Raw genomic sequence first — 15,672 nt, 5'->3', positions numbered from 1 at the left:
ATATCTTGCCATTAAGACAGGATATGCATTCAACATGAAAATCATCCACATTTTCCTGACACTACTAAGCGTTTCCTTAATTGGAATTGCACCAGCAAACGCAGCAGATTGTCAGCCTGAAAAAAACCTGCCTGAGGATGCACTAAAAAATCGCATCATCTTCGTCGATGATTCGCACGGCAGCACAGAAACTCCACTTTATGCATTACAACTGGCCTGTCGTCTGCTTAATAATGGCAAGCCATTATTGATTGGCCTGGAGATACCTGCCAGCGAACAAGAAGCGATCAACAAGTATCTGCAATCAGAAGGAGATGCAGATGACCGAATGGATCTGCTCAGCGGCACTTTTTGGCACACAGCCAGAAAATTTGGCATGGCGAGCGAAGCGGTATTATCTGTCATAGAAACCAGTCGCAAGTGGGGCAAGGCAGGCATGCCTGTGATGGTATTTGCCTACGATCAGGCAGACAAGAGCTGGCCTGTGCGCTTGCAAAAACAGGAATCATTTTGGGGCGGATATAGAGAAACTGTCATGGGACTCAATATCAATGTTCGTGCCAGGCTTTATCCTCAGCATACTATCGTTGTGCTCACAGGTGGTTTACATGCACGCAAATATGCAAACCCCAAAGACTCGTACCAGAGCATGGCGCATATTCTGGCGTAAACCTATCCCATCTATACAATTACTTTTTCCCACCCTGAAGGTGAGAGCTGGCGTTGCAGCGGACCAACCAGGGAAACCATGCAATGTGGCGTACAAAAGCACAACAAGAGCAAACTGCAAATCAACCCTGCTTACGATACAACGATTGCACTCGACAAAATAAGTGCATCGCCGCCTGCGGTTGACAAATAAATTTCATTCAACTCACGATCCAGGCGCCTATACAATTGCTCATCGCGCAGATAATTTCCAGGTGAGGATCAAAGTAATGAAAAACGCAAAAGTAGCATTGGTCACAGGTGGTAGCCGCGGTATAGGTGCCGCTACGGCACAGCAACTGGCCGCTGCCGGTTATGCCGTCTGCATCAACTACCTGCACAATCATGAAGCGGCACAGCAAGTCGTGCAAGAGATAGAGGCGCAAGGTGGTACGGCGATTGCCCTGCAAGCTGATGTTGCCAATGAAACAGAGGTCGTACGCCTGTTCAATGAAATAGATGCGCGGCTAGGCAAGCTCGATGCGCTGGTCAATAATGCCGGCATACTCATGCAGCAATGCCGCCTGGAAGACTTGACGGCAGAGCGCATCAACCGCCTGCTCAGTACCAATGTCACCAGTTATTTTCTATGCTGCCGCGAAGCGGTGAAACGCATGTCAACCAGGCACGGGGGCAAAGGCGGTGCCATCGTCAATGTCTCTTCAGCTGCCGCGCGTCTTGGTTCAGCTTTTGAATACATTGATTATGCAGCGACCAAAGGCGCCATAGATACCCTTACCAAGGGCTTGTCGGTAGAAGTGGCGGCTGAAGGCATACGTGTCAACAGCGTGCGGCCTGGTTTGATACACACCACTATGCACGCCGATGGAGGTGAGGCGAACCGGGTAGAAAGACTGAAAACCAATGTTCCCATGCTGCGCGGCGGCGCACCTGAAGAAGTGGCCTCTGCCATCAGTTTTTTGTTGAGTGATGCGGCTTCTTATATCACTGGTAGTTTTGTTGATGTATCTGGCGGGCGGTAATGTTATTGCGATGCGTTTCGTAAAGATGTCATTACTGCCAGCGCCTGCTCCCAGGCCAGCAGTTGTGCGGGTGGCTCTTCAAAACGCAAGCCCAGCAATTCAAATGGGTTTACTGTTAAGCGCCCGCGCTTGAATTTCATTTTGACCAGTAGCTCAGCATGTGGCTCAACATGAAGCGCGTCACCTGCGTAGAATGCATGTGAAAAATATGCGCATTTTTCATCTGCATGCATGATGCGCGTCTCTACCCGCACCCTCTGGAAAATGTGCAGGGGTTTCATGAAACTGGCCAGTTGCGATACATTGACAAAAGCCGTTCCGCTACTCAGCATGGGGCGCAACAAAGCGGTTTTGATGACAAAGTCCAGTTGTGCTGATTCTGCCAGCTGGAAGTATTTGTCACTCTTCAAAGTCCTGATGCCGGTATCCCATGGTGTGATCCAGAAATACGAAGTAACACGATCACCTGCAGAAGCAGTTGCAGCTGCGCGGCGGCGGACTATGCAGTAAGCGAACAGGGCCAGTATGACCGTCAGGAAGTTACGGATAAGTCCAGACACGGGCACGTCCTTTTACCGGATTGGGAATTTTGCATCATAACCCGGCAAAGGCTTTCATTGCACTGCTGCGCTGATTCACATTGCTGAATTTTACTGACCGCCCTCACGCAGATAGGGTGCTGAGTCCAGCGACAGCGCCCGCTTGACCTGGCGCGTAATCTCATCGGCAAACACTTCTTCCCTGCCCTTCGCTATTGCCTCCACGACCTGTAATGCAACTTGCTGTGGTGTAGATTTTGGCATGGCCACATGTTGCGTCATATCGGTATCGATGAAGGCGGCATGTACGCCAACTACCAGCGTACCCTGCGCCCGCAATTCATTGCGCAAACCATTCGTCAATGACCAGGCTGCGGCCTTGGATGCGCTGTAACCATTGATGCCAGCGAGGTTAATCCAGCTCAGGACCGAGAGCATATTGACCAGTGCGCCGCCACCATTGGCTTTCAGCACAGGGGCAAAAGCCTGGCTCATTGCCAGCATGCCAAAGAAATTGGTGTCGAACTGCGCACGTATGGCAGCCACGCTGTCACTGGCAAGAAATGGTGATGGCTGGGCAATGCCTGCATTGTTGATGAGCAGGTTCACGTCACCGCAAGCCTGGACTGCTGCCAGCACCTGCTGCTGATCGGTGACATCAAGTTGTATGGGATGGAGACCGGGCAAAGTAATTTGCGCAGGGTTCCTAGCCGCTGCATAGACTTTTTTGACGCCTGCATCCAGCAAGGCCTTGGCAAATGCCAGACCTAAACCACGGTTAGCACCAGTGACGAAGGCGACAGTATTCTTGAGTTCCATGATTAATCCTGTTGATAACTAAGTTTGATAAATAAGCTTGATTGAATTGCGTTGCAAGCGAGGCCGTCGAGAACTTGCTTTCCCTACTTGAAGTCAATCAACTTAATTAGATTATGATCGTCATATTTTTAGATGTCAATCATCATTTAAATAAATTTCAAATGCTCATTGTAAAAAACTGATCAAAGAATGTTACGTAATTTACAAAAATCAGGGGCCTCCCCGCCTCGACAGCTCACCACTGTGCCGGGCAGGATGCTAAAGTAATGAATCTATATCTCTCTGCATTGGTTAATCAGCATGCGTCCCGCTCTCTTTATTTCACTCGCTTTCACCCTGTCACTGCAAGCCCTGCTCATCGTTGGTAGCAGCTTGCCTGGGCAGGCCCAGGCGCAAAACCTGTATCGTTGTGGCAGCACTTATCAGGACAAGCCTTGTGATGGCGGGCAAGGCCAAATGATCAAGAAAAACCCCAGCCCATCTACCTCGGATAAACCGCCCCTGGATGCCAATTGCGTGCGCCGTGGCGAAGAAGCGAAGAAAATGATCTGGTACAAGGAAGGCGGCGCATTACAGGACAGAATGCTGTCTGAAGCCAAAACTGCCGAGCAGCGCAGAATCGTTGCCGATGTCTATGCCATGAAAGGCAATGCCAATGACGTACGCATGAAAATCGAAAGTGATTGCATGGCTGAAAAAGAAGCCGAGCGCAAATTTGGTCCGCGCGCAAGTGAAGATGAGGCCAGCCGCCATCAGGCTGCTGAGCGCAAGGCAGTGACTGGTGAAAACTCAAAAGACAGCAGCAAGCCAGATCCTGCCGAAGCTGCCCGCAAACAAAAGCAGTGTGATGAACTACGCAAGCAAATCAATGCCTTGCGTAATGCGCAAAAAGCAGGTGGAACGGCACTGGACATGGAAACACAGGCCAATAACAAGCGCGACACTGAAACCAGTTTAAAAGAGCTGGGCTGTACAAAATAGTAGTGTGCCTGGCCTTGAACGTGCCTAAGCGAGCTTAATAGTGCTGACCAAACACTTCAGCCGTAGTGCGCACCATGATGCGGCTATTGGCTAGAGTCGCAATATTCGACCAGACCCAGTTGTGGTGCTCGACTATTTTTTCGGCTTTCATGTGAGGTCTGTCGCCAGTCGTATGCGCATCAGACAGGGCAATCACATCAAAACCATGCGATGCGGCAGCACGGATCGTCGTATCTACACAAAACTCTGTCGTCAAACCACAAACAATCAGCGTATGCGCCCCGGTGACTTTTAAATGTGTATCGAGGCCGGTACCAGCAAATGAATCACAGGCAGTTTTATCGACAAAAACATCGCCAGGTGCAAATGGCAGTTCGGGTATGACTTCCCACCCTGCAGAACCAACCAGCGCTTCGTCATTGGCGTGACGCACAAAAATCACCTGGCCACCATGTTCACGGGTATGCTCCACTGCGCGCTGTATGCGTTTAATAACGTTTACCTTGTCAAAACGCCGGGTTTGACCATGTAACCAGGCATTTTGCATATCGATAATCAGTAAGGTATTCATTGTAGCAAAGCCTAAAAGCACTATATGGCATAAAGCAATATGATACTGCGGATACGGCAGCCCGGCGCAACACCGCTAGACCTGTTCAAACTGCGCTGCCAATTGTGCAGCAGTATCCAGCACCAGCAATGCATCTTCGATAACTTTTTCTGCGCTATCACCCTCTCCGTCAATTGCACTGACTATCAGTCGTGCACTGAGACAGAGGCGGAGTGCACTCACGGGCGTTTGCTGGCGCACGCCGCACAGCACCGGTTGCCCTAACTGCATGTGTTTTTCTTTTTGCAAGCGCCTGTAGACCAGCATGGTTTGCTCACGATTAAGAAAATGCTGGCCACTGGCGTCCTTGATTACAAAAGGGAAGATGCTCGGTAACTGGTCCCAGGACACATTTTCATGCAAAACGCCGCGTTCAGGAATGACGATGGGCAGCAAAACCAGATGAGGGCTATGCTTAAAATATGACTGGACGGCATGTCCAAATTGCAGGACAAAACGATGGATGGCAGTTTCCGGCAATTGCCGGAATGCACGTAATTCAGCGAGCGCTGCCACCCAGCGCAGTAGCAAACCTGTATTGACTTGCCTGCCCAGCTTGTCTGCCCCTGGCCAGTCACGCGGCCAGTCGGCACGGCTGGAATATGCTTGCAAAGCCAGCGGCAAACTCAATGATTTCAGTTTTTTTGCTACCGGAGCAGGAACAAACAATGCACCAGAGAAGCTGGGGCCGCTTAAAAATTTGGAACCAGTGACTGCAACCAGAAAGCCTTGCTGCAAATAGGCATGCAGGCTGGCATTGGAAATGCGGAACTGGCAGGCATCTACCATGACATGAAAATTGTGGCGATACTGCAGGCTTAAACCCGTGGCGACATCGATAGCAGGTGCAATCATGCCCGTCTTGCTGACATCTGCCAGTACCAGCATGACCTGCCTGTGCTGGGCAATTGCCGCCTCAGTCAATGCTCTTACCTCTGCATCAACATCTTGCAAATTGCGTGCACTGCCATCGCCCGCCCTGATGCTTATCGTGCGCAATTCTGTGGGTATGCTGCCAGGAATAGTTTCGCCTGCAGTGACGGTGACATCAAGAGCAGAGCGGTTGCTGAAATGCTGCCCGCTTAAAGCGGCTGGTACCGAGCTGCCTGTTTCAGCTGGATCGACCATGATCACCAGCATGGGCAAGGCAGACTGACCGTCTTGTGATGACAAGGCCAACATTTGCGCCGCAATCAAATGCAGGTCTGTACCTGAGGCGGCGAAGACAACATCAGTCGCTGCCAGGTCGGCAGACTCCAGGTTTTCTGTTAATCCACATAATTGCCTTAACTCTTGCCTGACAAGCTCAAGCTCATGTTCTACTAAGGGGTAATATTCTGCCCCACCATTGACGGCCGCCATTTTTTGATAGACAGCGTTGGCAGCAGCGCGTGCCGTGGCAGAGATTGTTGATGCCGTCGCAGAGCCAAAGGCCAGCGACAGGCTATCTGGCACTATGCCGCAACCGTATTTATTATAGCCATCATCATCCAGTGCGATGCGCGCATCGCCACCGCCTGTCAAAAGCTGATCCAGCGATGGGAATGCAATATGGGTTTTGCTAAGCATAGGGTCAAGTAATTCTATACAAACTAGCCCTGGTAAGCCGGCGACATTCTGGCTGTCTTGATCAGCAAATCCCTGAATGCGGCAAATAATTTTTGCATGGGCTCCTGCTTATAGGGGAACATATCGACAGGGTCCATCGCATGCACAATCATGTCGCTATCGACTTCAAAAATCAGCAGCTTGCCGTCCTGGGTTTCGCCACAGTCTATGCCTACATAATCAAGGTCAAGACGTTTGAATATTTCTGCAAATGCTATTGCATGCCGGGGTACAAAATCTTCATCAAAGCTTTGCATGAAGCGTGCTTCTTCATCCCGTTTTTCTGCGCTGTCTGTCATGCCGGCGTTCAGGTAATGGATCATCCAGTGTTTGGAAATACCCATATGTGAGATGAAGGGCTTGCCATCAATCAGGATAATGCGGTACTTCCTGAACTGACCATCTGCGAGGGTGCGGTAATCAACAAAGCGGGCGATATAAAATTCTTCACTAGGTACGGCTTGCAGGTAATCTGGCACATCTTCAGCCGACAATACTTTGCGCAAGCCATGGCCCGCATGTGAGCCCAGGGGGCGGGCTATGATGGGGAAATCATCGCCACCCAAAATACTGCTGACAGCCACCTCGCCACCACCTATCTGCTCCAGCGTTTGACGGCTGATGCGGGCTGACGTGGGCATGGCGACACCTGGCGCGTCCTGCAGCAAGGCGCAGGCCCGGTCGCGGCCCAAGTGGGTAATGCGTTCAGGTGCGTTTAACACGGGTGTGGGCCAGGTCTGGATAATCTCTTGCAGGTCAAGCAGCAAGCTGTTCTTGCCATCTGCCTCACCCACAGCAACAAACATAACATCATGTGGTGGCAACTGTTCCACTGCAGGTATGCCTGCGCCTACATATAACAAATCAAGTGCGATGTCGGAATCTTCGACCAAAAATTCAAGCGGCGTATTGGCCATCAGGTCACCGTCTGTCATGAGTGCCAGCAGGCGCAAGGTGGGTTCGCGGGTCGTGGGGACAGAATACAGCGGCTGCAGGCGCAATGCCTCCATCTGAGTGGACAAAGCCGCATCACGATGACCGAGCAAGATCAATACCGTTGCCAGGTTCATGAGTGCATGCGCGTCATGCGGATGTTTTTCTGCATAGGCGATCAATTCTTTACCCAGTGGCTTTAAATCACCACCAGAAAAAGCAATGCGCATCAGGGGTGCCAGGCCTATCAATTTACTTTGCGCTGGCTTGTTTTCTGCAACAAGGGATTCGTCGATATCGATCATATTCTCAATCACCTGAAGTATGAATTTGCTCGCCTATGGCGAGAGTTGCATTAAGCAAGGCGTCGATATCGGCAGAGGTAGTTCTGTGATTGACGATTGCCGCGCGTATGGCAAGCCGCTTGTTAATGATGGTGGTTGATGGTGCCGCTATGCCTGACTCTTGCAAGGCCATGACGATACTGGCATTAAGTGCATCCACGGCTTCATCACTGAGACCAGCAACAAGGTAGCGGAAACAGACTATATTCAATGCAACCGGTGCCATCAATTCAAATTTTGAATTCGCCAGGATACAGTCTTTAAGATACTGCCCCAGCTCGCAGGTGTGGGCAATCATCTGCCCCAGTCGCTCGGCACCATATACCTGTATGGTAAACCAGGTTTTGAGCGCCCTGAAACCGCGAGACAAATCAGGGCCAAAATCACAGGGCCAGGGTGAGCCACCTGCCAGGCCTTTGCTCTCACGTCGCAAATAACTGGCTGGCGTGGCAAAGGTCGCATAATGTGCATCGCTGTCGCGTACCAGAATAAAGCCTGCATCGTAAGGTACTTGCAACCATTTATGAAAATCAAAGGCAATCGAATCAGCCCGTTCTATGCCAACCAGGCGTGCAGCAATAAGGGGAGATAACATACCCAGCGCACCAAATGCACCATCAATATGGAACCATAATTTTTCAGTGCTGGCGACATCCGCCAGGGCCTGTAAGTCATCAATCGCGCCAACATCCACTGAACCGGCAGTACCTATCAGCATGAATGGCGTCAATCCCGCTGCGCGGTCTGCCGCGATTGCTGCCTGCAATGCGCCGACATCCATCTCAAAGCTGGCATTCATGGGGATGACGCGCAAGGCATTTCTCCCCATCCCTGCCATGTCCATGGCCTGTGCGACGCAACCGTGCGCCCCTGCTGAGGTATAAGCCACCAGCCGTTCAGGAAAAGCCGTGAGCCCCTGATGCCTTACCTCTGTACCCAGAGTACGCGCCCGCGCTACCAGTACGGCAATGAAGTTAGCCATCGACGTGCCAGTCACGAACAGGCCACTGGCAGTATCCGGAAAATGGAATAGCTCGCTGACCCAGCGCGTTATCTGACGCTCGACTTCTATCGGTATATGATCACGCCCACCCAGATTGGCGTTCAGTCCCGCTGCCAGCATTTCTGCCAAAGTACCAACAGGATTACCACCTCCCTGCACCCAGCCCATGAAGCCAGGATGGCTATTGCCTACCGAATACGGCAAGATATTTTCCATGAATTGTTGATGCACTTCACCGAGCTCAGTCGGCGCAGTTGGCAAACCCGACTGGAACTTTGCGCGCACTTCATCCGGTATCACTTGCCAGACCGGGCGCTCGCGTATGTGCTCTGCGTAATCAAGGATATCGTCCAGCATGCGATGTCCCTGCGCACGCAGGGCCTGCCAGTCGTCCGGGTCCATGAAGTTCTTTGGCGGTACGGTCATTCAGATATCCATCCGTGAATAATTGCAGCATAAAGGCAAGAAGCGCCTAAGCTTATTCACATTATGGATGAGCGGATGGAAAATGAAGTGTCGAATAAAGCAAATTTTGCTGCTTTATTGATGCAAACGAATAGTTCAATAGCAAAAAGTGACCTAAAGGCAACGCTTTATCTACCCCCTGCTTATGTCCAGAGCTTAGGGGGAGTATTGTCAATTACCGAGGTATTCAGCAAATAACTGTTTCCTGGAGCGGGCTCGTGGGCTGGACCAGTAATCCGCCACTTCCATGATGATTTCATCGCCAGAACGAATGCTCAATCGATAAGGCTTGCCCATCATCATGCCATGTACATACATGGCAAATGCTTCGGCAAAATCGTCATAGGCATTGGTTGCGGCATACAGACTGGAGAAGCCGGTTTTTTCAAGCGCCTTGTAGATACCTGGGATTAAATCGCCATCAACTTGCTGATCGCTATAAAAGCGCAAGTCCTTGCGGTGCTCAAAATCATGTCTGAGCAAAGGAATAATGTCGCCACTCATGGCTATTTGCCAGGACAGACTCAAGAAACTATATTCTTCAGTCGATCTGAATTTTTGCGAACCTATCCACCAGTCGGGTAAAAACTCGCTACCGGCAGTCAGCACATGACCAAATTCATGCAAGAGCAAAAACTGCATGGCATTTTTGCGGTTATCGTTTTCCGCAGTTTCAATTTGCAGATGGACTTGAAAAGCTGAGCCTGGCAAAAATGGGGTGTTTTCTTTCCAGCTGGCCCAGTCATTTGCCGTGCGGTCTAAAAAAGCGTCGGCATCCATGAGTGTCACCAGGCCGAGCACCTTACCATCCGGGCCTGCAACAACGTCAGTCACCGCAGATGATCCCAGGCCGCAACCTAAATAGACACCCAGCAGGGGTTTATCCAAAAGCTGCAGCACAGGAGGTGGCATGTCCACTATCGCTGCGCGGATATCATTTAAAAAATCGGGATTCAGTTCGGCTTGCGCAGGTAGTTGGTCAGCAAAAGTGCTGTTATTCACTTTCGCAACATAGGCCAATAATTCTTCAGGTGCCTTACCTATCCTGTCGTGGAGGGGAAGATTTGCTTGCTTTAACCAGTATTCAACATCAGAGCTGACAATCACTCTTCATCCATTCATGCATGATCATTAAGCAAAACGCCTTTTTTACCTTCAAGATCGCGGGCGATAGCCAGCACTTCTTTTGATGGGATTTGGCGCAAGACAACCTTGGTTTCATTATCAACAATCTGTACCACCACTTTACCGGAATCATTGTCGAGGTTGAGATTGACGCTTTTATTCAAGCCTATGGCGCGGTTAATCTGGTCAACAGAGTTCTTGAGCTCTTTGGCAGAAATGTCATTTTGAGGCTGACTGTCTTTACTGACAGCAGTTTTACTCGCCTCAACAGGTGCAGGAGCAGACACCTGTTTAACAACAACGGGGGCAATTTTAACATCTTGCCGGGTATCAACACTGACACCGCCAGTGGCCCCACCTGCTATTTGATTGATGCTCATTTTGCTCTCCAGCCCATAAATTAAACCCAATGACGGATTACCGCATATTGTGTATTACGGTCGTTTTTGTCAAAAGTTTAGGTTTCTACCTAAGATAGGCTTAATTTAAATGTGAGCACATGTAAGCAACTGACTGTACACTGGCAAATAAAATTTCAATAAAACAACATTTTAAAATGACAAGATCGTATTTTTATGCAAGCACACTTTTCATTTATGTCAATAAATCACTCACTTCGGCACTGGAAAACAATTCAATCAAGCCATCGGCCACTGCTCTTACCCTCGGCGAGCGGCGTACATCATCATGCATGACCAGCCAGAGTTTTCTGCGCATGGGGCAAGCCTGTTGTTCTATACGCTGCAGGTCACGATGACTTTGACGTAAATAATGGGGTAAAACAGCTACTCCCAGGCCAGCAGCGGCACATTGCGCCAGCACCATCTGGTCATTACTGCGCAACACGACTTTGCGCGGCATCAGATAATCTTCCAGCCATTGATGATGGGGCGTTGCAGAATTCTTTTCATAGGCAACAAATTCCCAATCTTCTTCCTTGTGCTTCTTCAGGTAGGTTTTGCTGGCATACAATCCATAGCCCACATTGGCCAAGGGTTTGATCACCAGACCCGCCGTTTGCGGACGTGCCATCCGCAATGCAATATCTGCCTCACGCTTGCCCAAGCTGACCTGATGCCGCTCTGCCTGCAACTCCAATTCCACGCCGGTCAAGCTGGTGCAGAGTTTTTTAAGCTGGGGTGCGAGTACAAAAGTCGATAAACTGGGTGGTGCAGAAATACGCACTATGCCTTCCATTTTGCTGGTGCTGAGTGCCTTTCTCTCAAAATTGAACCAGCGTTCTTCTACTTCCCTTGCATGCGCGACCAGGTCATGCCCTTCTGTGGTGAGTTGCCATCCACGTACAAGTCTATCGAACAGACGCAGCTTCAGGGCTGCCTCCAGCGCATCAATACGCCGCGCAACCGTCGTATGCTCTACCTGCAGGCGACGCGCCGCGCCAGTCAGCGTACCGCAATCGACCAGTGCCAGAAAATAACGTAAATCATCCCAGTTCATCATGGTGCAATTATGCACAGTCGAGGCGAATTTTTCAGTAATTTTCTTTCGATCCGGCTTTGATTAAGCTGCACACCAGACAAACAGACATGGGGTCTGAACAACTGATGATCAGAGCAAAGCGAGGAAATATGCGAGCCATACAATTTTTTTCACAAGGTGGGCCAGAAGTACTTGAAGTGCGCGACCTGGCAAGGCCGACGCCCAAAGAAGGGGAAGTCCTGGTACGCGTCGATTACGCCGGTATCAATTACGCCGATGTATATCAGCGCAATGGACAAAACCCGGTTACCCTGCCCTGCATACCGGGTGCAGAAGGCGCAGGCATCGTGGTCGAAGGCAATGCAGAGCTAACACCCGGCACCAGGGTAACCTGGTTGTCGCAACCGGGCTCTTATGCCGAATACCTGGCTATTCCAGCATGGAAGCTGATCGCGCTGCCTGCCGAAGTCAGCACGCAAGAAGCCGCAGCCGCCATGCTGCAAGCCGTCACCGTGCAATATCTGACCGAAACCAGTTATCGCGTGCAATCTGGCGATACCGTACTGTTGCATGCCGGTGCTGGTGGAGTTGGTTTATTACTGACCCAGGTACTGAAACATAAGGGCGCGATCGTTATCAGCACGGTATCCAGCGCGGAAAAAGCCGAACTGGCCAAAGCAGCCGGAGCAGATCACGTCATTTTGTATACGGAAACTGACTTTGTTGCAGCGACCAGGGAGTTGACCCAGCAAAAAGGTGTGCATGTGGTGTATGACTCAGTCGGCCTGACTACCTACCTGGGCAGCATGGCAGTCTTGCGCCCTTTGGGCAGTCTGGTCTTGTTTGGCCAGTCCGCCGGGAATGTGCCGCCGATAGACCCCATGCACTTGTGCCGCCAGGGCTCACTGTTCTTTACCCGCCCCACCCTCACCCATCATATCGCTGACGCCGAAGACCTCAAGTACCGCAGCCAACGGGTTCTGGACTGGTTGCGCGAAGGCGTATTGCGATTGCGCATACATCAGGTTTACCCACTGGAGCAGGCTGCCAGAGCCCATACAGATCTGGAATCACGCCGGACGACAGGCAAATTACTGCTGGCAATCAGTGACGCAGCAAAAAATGAACAGCAAGGGAAATGACATGAAAACCGCAGTTAAAACCGCAGTTAAAACCGCAGTTAAAACCTCAATCAAAACACCAATCAACAACATCATCGCTGTGATTTGCCTTCTGACCCTGAGTCTTCCAGCCAGCGCTTTCACCGAACAGGAAGTCGATAAAAATGAACAGGCACAAAAATACCTGGCAGGTACCTGGGTATTGTTGGCTGCACCAGAAATTCGCGCCGACGGCAGCCGTGGCGAAACCTTTGGGGCAAATCCGCAAGGCTTGCTCATCATTGACGGCACTGGCCGTTATTCACTGCAAATCTACAAATCAGAACGCAGCAAGTTTGCCGCAGGCGACAAACGCAAAGGTACGGAAGCAGAATACCGCGCTGCTGCCCTCGACACCAGTTCACATTATGGCCGCTGCTTCATTGATACCGAGAGAAATGTGCTGGTCTTCAGAATAGAACATGCATCCTTCTCTAACTGGGATGGCAGTGAGCAGGCGAGACAATTTGAGTTAAAGGCTGACGTACTGAGTTACCGCGTACCCGCCGGCGCTAGCGGCAATGGCACAACTGCTATCTCCACCTGGAAAAAGCTGCATTAGCCAAGCCGCTTTAACCATTTATTTTCCACAACAGTTTGTGGTAAAGCATCTTTGATCAGAGGTCGCAAGCGCTAATGCACTTGACTTAATACTAACTCCATGCGATTGTCCATGCTCCAAAAAATAAAGTGCATGGGAAAAACACAAGCATGGATAACTTTCAAAACAATGACTTTTCGGTAAGTCAGCAATCATCAAGCGGCACTTTGCAACTTGAATTCAGAGGAAGTGGCAGCGAATATTTCCGCATATGGATAGTTAATTTATTACTCAGTATTATCACCCTGGGTATTTATTCTGCCTGGGCCAAGGTACGCCGCAACCGCTACCTGTATTCCAGCACGCATCTGGGTGGTAGCAGCTTTGAATATCATGGCAATGCCATTGCCATCCTCAAGGGGCGCATCGTCGCTTTTGTTTTTTTCTTTGGCTATCAGTTAGCATTTAAACTTGATCCTAGCATGATCCTGGGATCATCCATGATGTTGATGATGGTTGTGGTCATGCCATGGCTGGTATGGAAGAGCTTGCAGTTCAAGCTGTATAACTCCAGCTACCGTGGCATACGTTTTGGTTTTCGTGGCACTGCAGGGCAGGCATACAGCACCTTCTTGTTATGGCCGCTGCTGACAGCGTTCACTCTGTACTTGCTGGCCCCCGTATTCCATCAACGCCTGAAAAGATTCCAGCACAACGAAAGCCGTTTCGGCAGTACACATTTTTCTTTCAATGCTGGCGTTGGCCAGTTTTACTGGGCTTACCTGGTCGGCATAGGTATTATGCTGGCTGGCATTATTGTTATCAGCGTAGGCTTTGGCAGTACAGTAATGGCATTGTTTGCTGGCGGCCATGGGGGCAAATTTGATGTTGCTGCAGCAGCCTCATTTGGACTTTTCATCTTCGTACTCTATATGTGGATGTTTGCGATCTACCCCATCTTCCTGACCTTGCTGCAAAACCTGATCTGGAACCATACCAAACTCGGTGATCATCAGTTCAGGAACAATCTGCAATGGGGTCGCATGACTTTCATCGCCATCACCAATATACTTGGTATTGTTTGTACTCTGGGCCTGTTTATCCCGTTCGCACAAATTCGCTCAATGCGTTACCGTGTTGAAAGCCTGCAACTGGAAGTCAACGGCAGCCTGGATGACTTCATTGCTGAAACACAAGAACAGGTCAATGCGACTGGCGAAGGTATGGCTGATTTACTGGATTTTGATTTATCTCTATGAACAAAGTTGCCGCCATCTATTTTGATGGCAAAACCTCGCGCCTGCACCATGTTGAGTTTTTGGTGCAGGGCGATATCGCCCAGGTATGCGACGCCAGCAATACGCTGCATACAGCGGTCATACGCAGTTGCCCGTTGTCAGACTTGCGGGTGTCTGAGCGCACCCGGCATGCCCCGCGCAAGGTCACCTTCAGCGATGGCGCCTATCTGGAAATCACTGATCATGCCAGCTTCAATGCCATACTTGACAGTACTGGCTACCAGGATTCTGCCGTGGTTCAATTACAGCAGAGCTGGACAGGCACGCTGGCAGCTCTCGCCGCTGTCATCATCACCCTGACCCTGGGTTACCTCTATGGCTTGCCTGCGGTAGCCAAGGTGGCGGCGTTCTCCACACCGGTATCGGTAGAGCGCAAGCTGGGTGACGGGGTGCTGGAATTTTTGGACAAGCATATATTCCAGCCTTCAAAATTGCCTACAGCCAGACAGGCGGAATTGCGTGAACGCTTCCAGCGCTTGCGCCCGCCACGTGAAGGCAGCCCTAAATATCAGCTGGTGTTTCGTAAAAGCGCCATAGGGCCGAATGCCTTTGCCCTGCCATCTGGCGACATCATTATCACCGATGAAATCATCGCATTGATGAAAGACGATGATGCTGTCATGGGCGTGCTGGCGCACGAGCTAGGGCATTTGCATGAGCGGCACTTGACACGCCGCATCATACAAAGCTCTGCAGTAGGTGCCGTCGCTACTTTGCTGTTTGGTGATGTGTCAGCAGTGATTGCCAATATACCGACACTGATGCTGGATATGAAATATTCGCGTGATGCTGAAACTGAAGCGGATGACTACGCCATGCAAATGATGGATGCGAATGGCATAGCCCGCGAACACCTGGCAGCGGCGTTTGAAAAGCTCGAAGCCCTGGCGCCTGGCGTATCACCGTACATTTCCAGCCACCCCTCCGGCAGCGAACGCGTGATGCGCATACGCGGCAATAATTGAGGAAAGCTCAAGACCGCGACTGATTACTGTCTTGAGCCGGCTGTCTCCATTCGGGCACACTTAAACTGAGCATAAGCAGCGACAAATCAGCACCATTTGATATGGTGCTGATCACGGCAGCAGTATCTGCCTGGCATCAGCCTCGCCTCT

At 50.6% G+C, this 15,672-nt stretch carries 16 protein-coding genes; 7 read left to right on the top strand and 9 right to left on the bottom strand.

What is annotated here, in order from left to right:
• Positions 1-34: 34 nt before the first annotated feature.
• Both UNDYM_RS07955 and UNDYM_RS07950 read left to right on the top strand, forming a co-directional pair.
• Complete coding sequence (locus UNDYM_RS07955) at positions 35-670, top strand: hypothetical protein (protein WP_162040563.1); 636 nt, start codon at positions 35-37, stop codon at positions 668-670.
• Positions 671-938: 268 nt separating this feature from the next.
• Positions 939-1,691: an SDR family oxidoreductase gene (locus tag UNDYM_RS07950; protein WP_162040562.1), complete on the top strand. Its 753-nt coding sequence runs from the start codon at positions 939-941 to the stop codon at positions 1,689-1,691.
• Between the two features lie 2 nt (positions 1,692-1,693).
• Here the strand turns inward: UNDYM_RS07950 and UNDYM_RS07945 are convergent, their stop codons facing one another.
• Both UNDYM_RS07945 and UNDYM_RS07940 read right to left on the bottom strand, forming a co-directional pair.
• Positions 1,694-2,251: a hypothetical protein gene (locus UNDYM_RS07945; protein ID WP_162040561.1), complete on the bottom strand. Its 558-nt coding sequence runs from the start codon at positions 2,249-2,251 to the stop codon at positions 1,694-1,696.
• 90 nt (positions 2,252-2,341) lie between these two features.
• The gene (locus UNDYM_RS07940) at positions 2,342-3,049 is read right to left on the bottom strand and encodes an SDR family oxidoreductase (RefSeq protein ID WP_162040560.1); all 708 of its coding nucleotides are present in this window, start codon (positions 3,047-3,049) and stop codon (positions 2,342-2,344) included.
• 300 nt (positions 3,050-3,349) lie between these two features.
• Here UNDYM_RS07940 and UNDYM_RS07935 point away from each other — a divergent pair, with 300 nt between their 5' ends.
• Positions 3,350-4,030: a hypothetical protein gene (locus tag UNDYM_RS07935; RefSeq protein WP_162040559.1), complete on the top strand. Its 681-nt coding sequence runs from the start codon at positions 3,350-3,352 to the stop codon at positions 4,028-4,030.
• A gap of 34 nt (positions 4,031-4,064) precedes the next feature.
• Here the strand turns inward: UNDYM_RS07935 and UNDYM_RS07930 are convergent, their stop codons facing one another.
• The 7 genes from UNDYM_RS07930 to UNDYM_RS07900 form a co-directional block, all read right to left on the bottom strand.
• Positions 4,065-4,601 carry an isochorismatase family protein gene (locus UNDYM_RS07930; protein ID WP_162040558.1) on the bottom strand — a complete coding sequence of 179 codons (537 nt, stop codon included), beginning with the start codon at positions 4,599-4,601 and terminating at the stop codon, positions 4,065-4,067.
• 75 nt (positions 4,602-4,676) lie between these two features.
• Entirely contained in the window at positions 4,677-6,209 is a 1,533-nt protein-coding gene (locus UNDYM_RS07925) for a hypothetical protein (protein WP_162040557.1), read from the bottom strand.
• Between the two features lie 23 nt (positions 6,210-6,232).
• The gene (locus tag UNDYM_RS07920; RefSeq protein WP_162040556.1) at positions 6,233-7,486 is read right to left on the bottom strand and encodes a RimK family alpha-L-glutamate ligase; all 1,254 of its coding nucleotides are present in this window, start codon (positions 7,484-7,486) and stop codon (positions 6,233-6,235) included.
• Positions 7,487-7,490: 4 nt separating this feature from the next.
• Entirely contained in the window at positions 7,491-8,954 is a 1,464-nt protein-coding gene (locus UNDYM_RS07915) for a pyridoxal-dependent decarboxylase (protein ID WP_162040555.1), read from the bottom strand.
• A 210-nt stretch (positions 8,955-9,164) separates the two neighbouring features.
• Positions 9,165-10,100 carry a hypothetical protein gene (locus UNDYM_RS07910; RefSeq protein ID WP_162040554.1) on the bottom strand — a complete coding sequence of 312 codons (936 nt, stop codon included), beginning with the start codon at positions 10,098-10,100 and terminating at the stop codon, positions 9,165-9,167.
• Positions 10,101-10,111: 11 nt separating this feature from the next.
• Positions 10,112-10,498, bottom strand: coding sequence for a flagellar protein FlaG (locus UNDYM_RS07905; RefSeq protein WP_162040553.1), 387 nt, complete (start codon positions 10,496-10,498; stop codon positions 10,112-10,114).
• Between the two features lie 214 nt (positions 10,499-10,712).
• The gene (locus UNDYM_RS07900; RefSeq protein ID WP_162040552.1) at positions 10,713-11,579 is read right to left on the bottom strand and encodes a LysR family transcriptional regulator; all 867 of its coding nucleotides are present in this window, start codon (positions 11,577-11,579) and stop codon (positions 10,713-10,715) included.
• Positions 11,580-11,707: 128 nt separating this feature from the next.
• Between UNDYM_RS07900 and UNDYM_RS07895 the strand changes: the two genes are divergently transcribed.
• The 4 genes from UNDYM_RS07895 to UNDYM_RS07880 all read left to right on the top strand — a co-directional run bounded on the left by UNDYM_RS07895 (position 11,708) and on the right by UNDYM_RS07880 (position 15,522).
• A complete protein-coding gene (locus UNDYM_RS07895) occupies positions 11,708-12,700 on the top strand; it encodes a quinone oxidoreductase (protein ID WP_162040551.1) in 993 nt (330 codons plus the stop codon).
• A gap of 1 nt (position 12,701) precedes the next feature.
• Positions 12,702-13,280, top strand: a complete 579-nt coding sequence (locus tag UNDYM_RS07890; protein ID WP_162040550.1) for a lipocalin-like domain-containing protein — start codon at positions 12,702-12,704, stop codon at positions 13,278-13,280.
• Positions 13,281-13,429: 149 nt separating this feature from the next.
• Positions 13,430-14,518: a YjgN family protein gene (locus tag UNDYM_RS07885; RefSeq protein WP_162040549.1), complete on the top strand. Its 1,089-nt coding sequence runs from the start codon at positions 13,430-13,432 to the stop codon at positions 14,516-14,518.
• Entirely contained in the window at positions 14,515-15,522 is a 1,008-nt protein-coding gene (locus UNDYM_RS07880) for a M48 family metallopeptidase (protein ID WP_162040548.1), read from the top strand. Before UNDYM_RS07885 ends, UNDYM_RS07880 begins: the two co-directional genes overlap by 4 nt.
• The last annotated feature ends 150 nt before the right edge of the window (positions 15,523-15,672 follow it).

Source organism: Undibacterium sp. YM2 (assembly GCF_009937975.1).
Classification (GTDB): Bacteria; Pseudomonadota; Gammaproteobacteria; order Burkholderiales; family Burkholderiaceae_D; genus Undibacterium.
The sequence above is the reverse complement of the archived record's forward strand: the minus strand, read 5'-3'. Positions and strand labels throughout refer to the sequence as shown.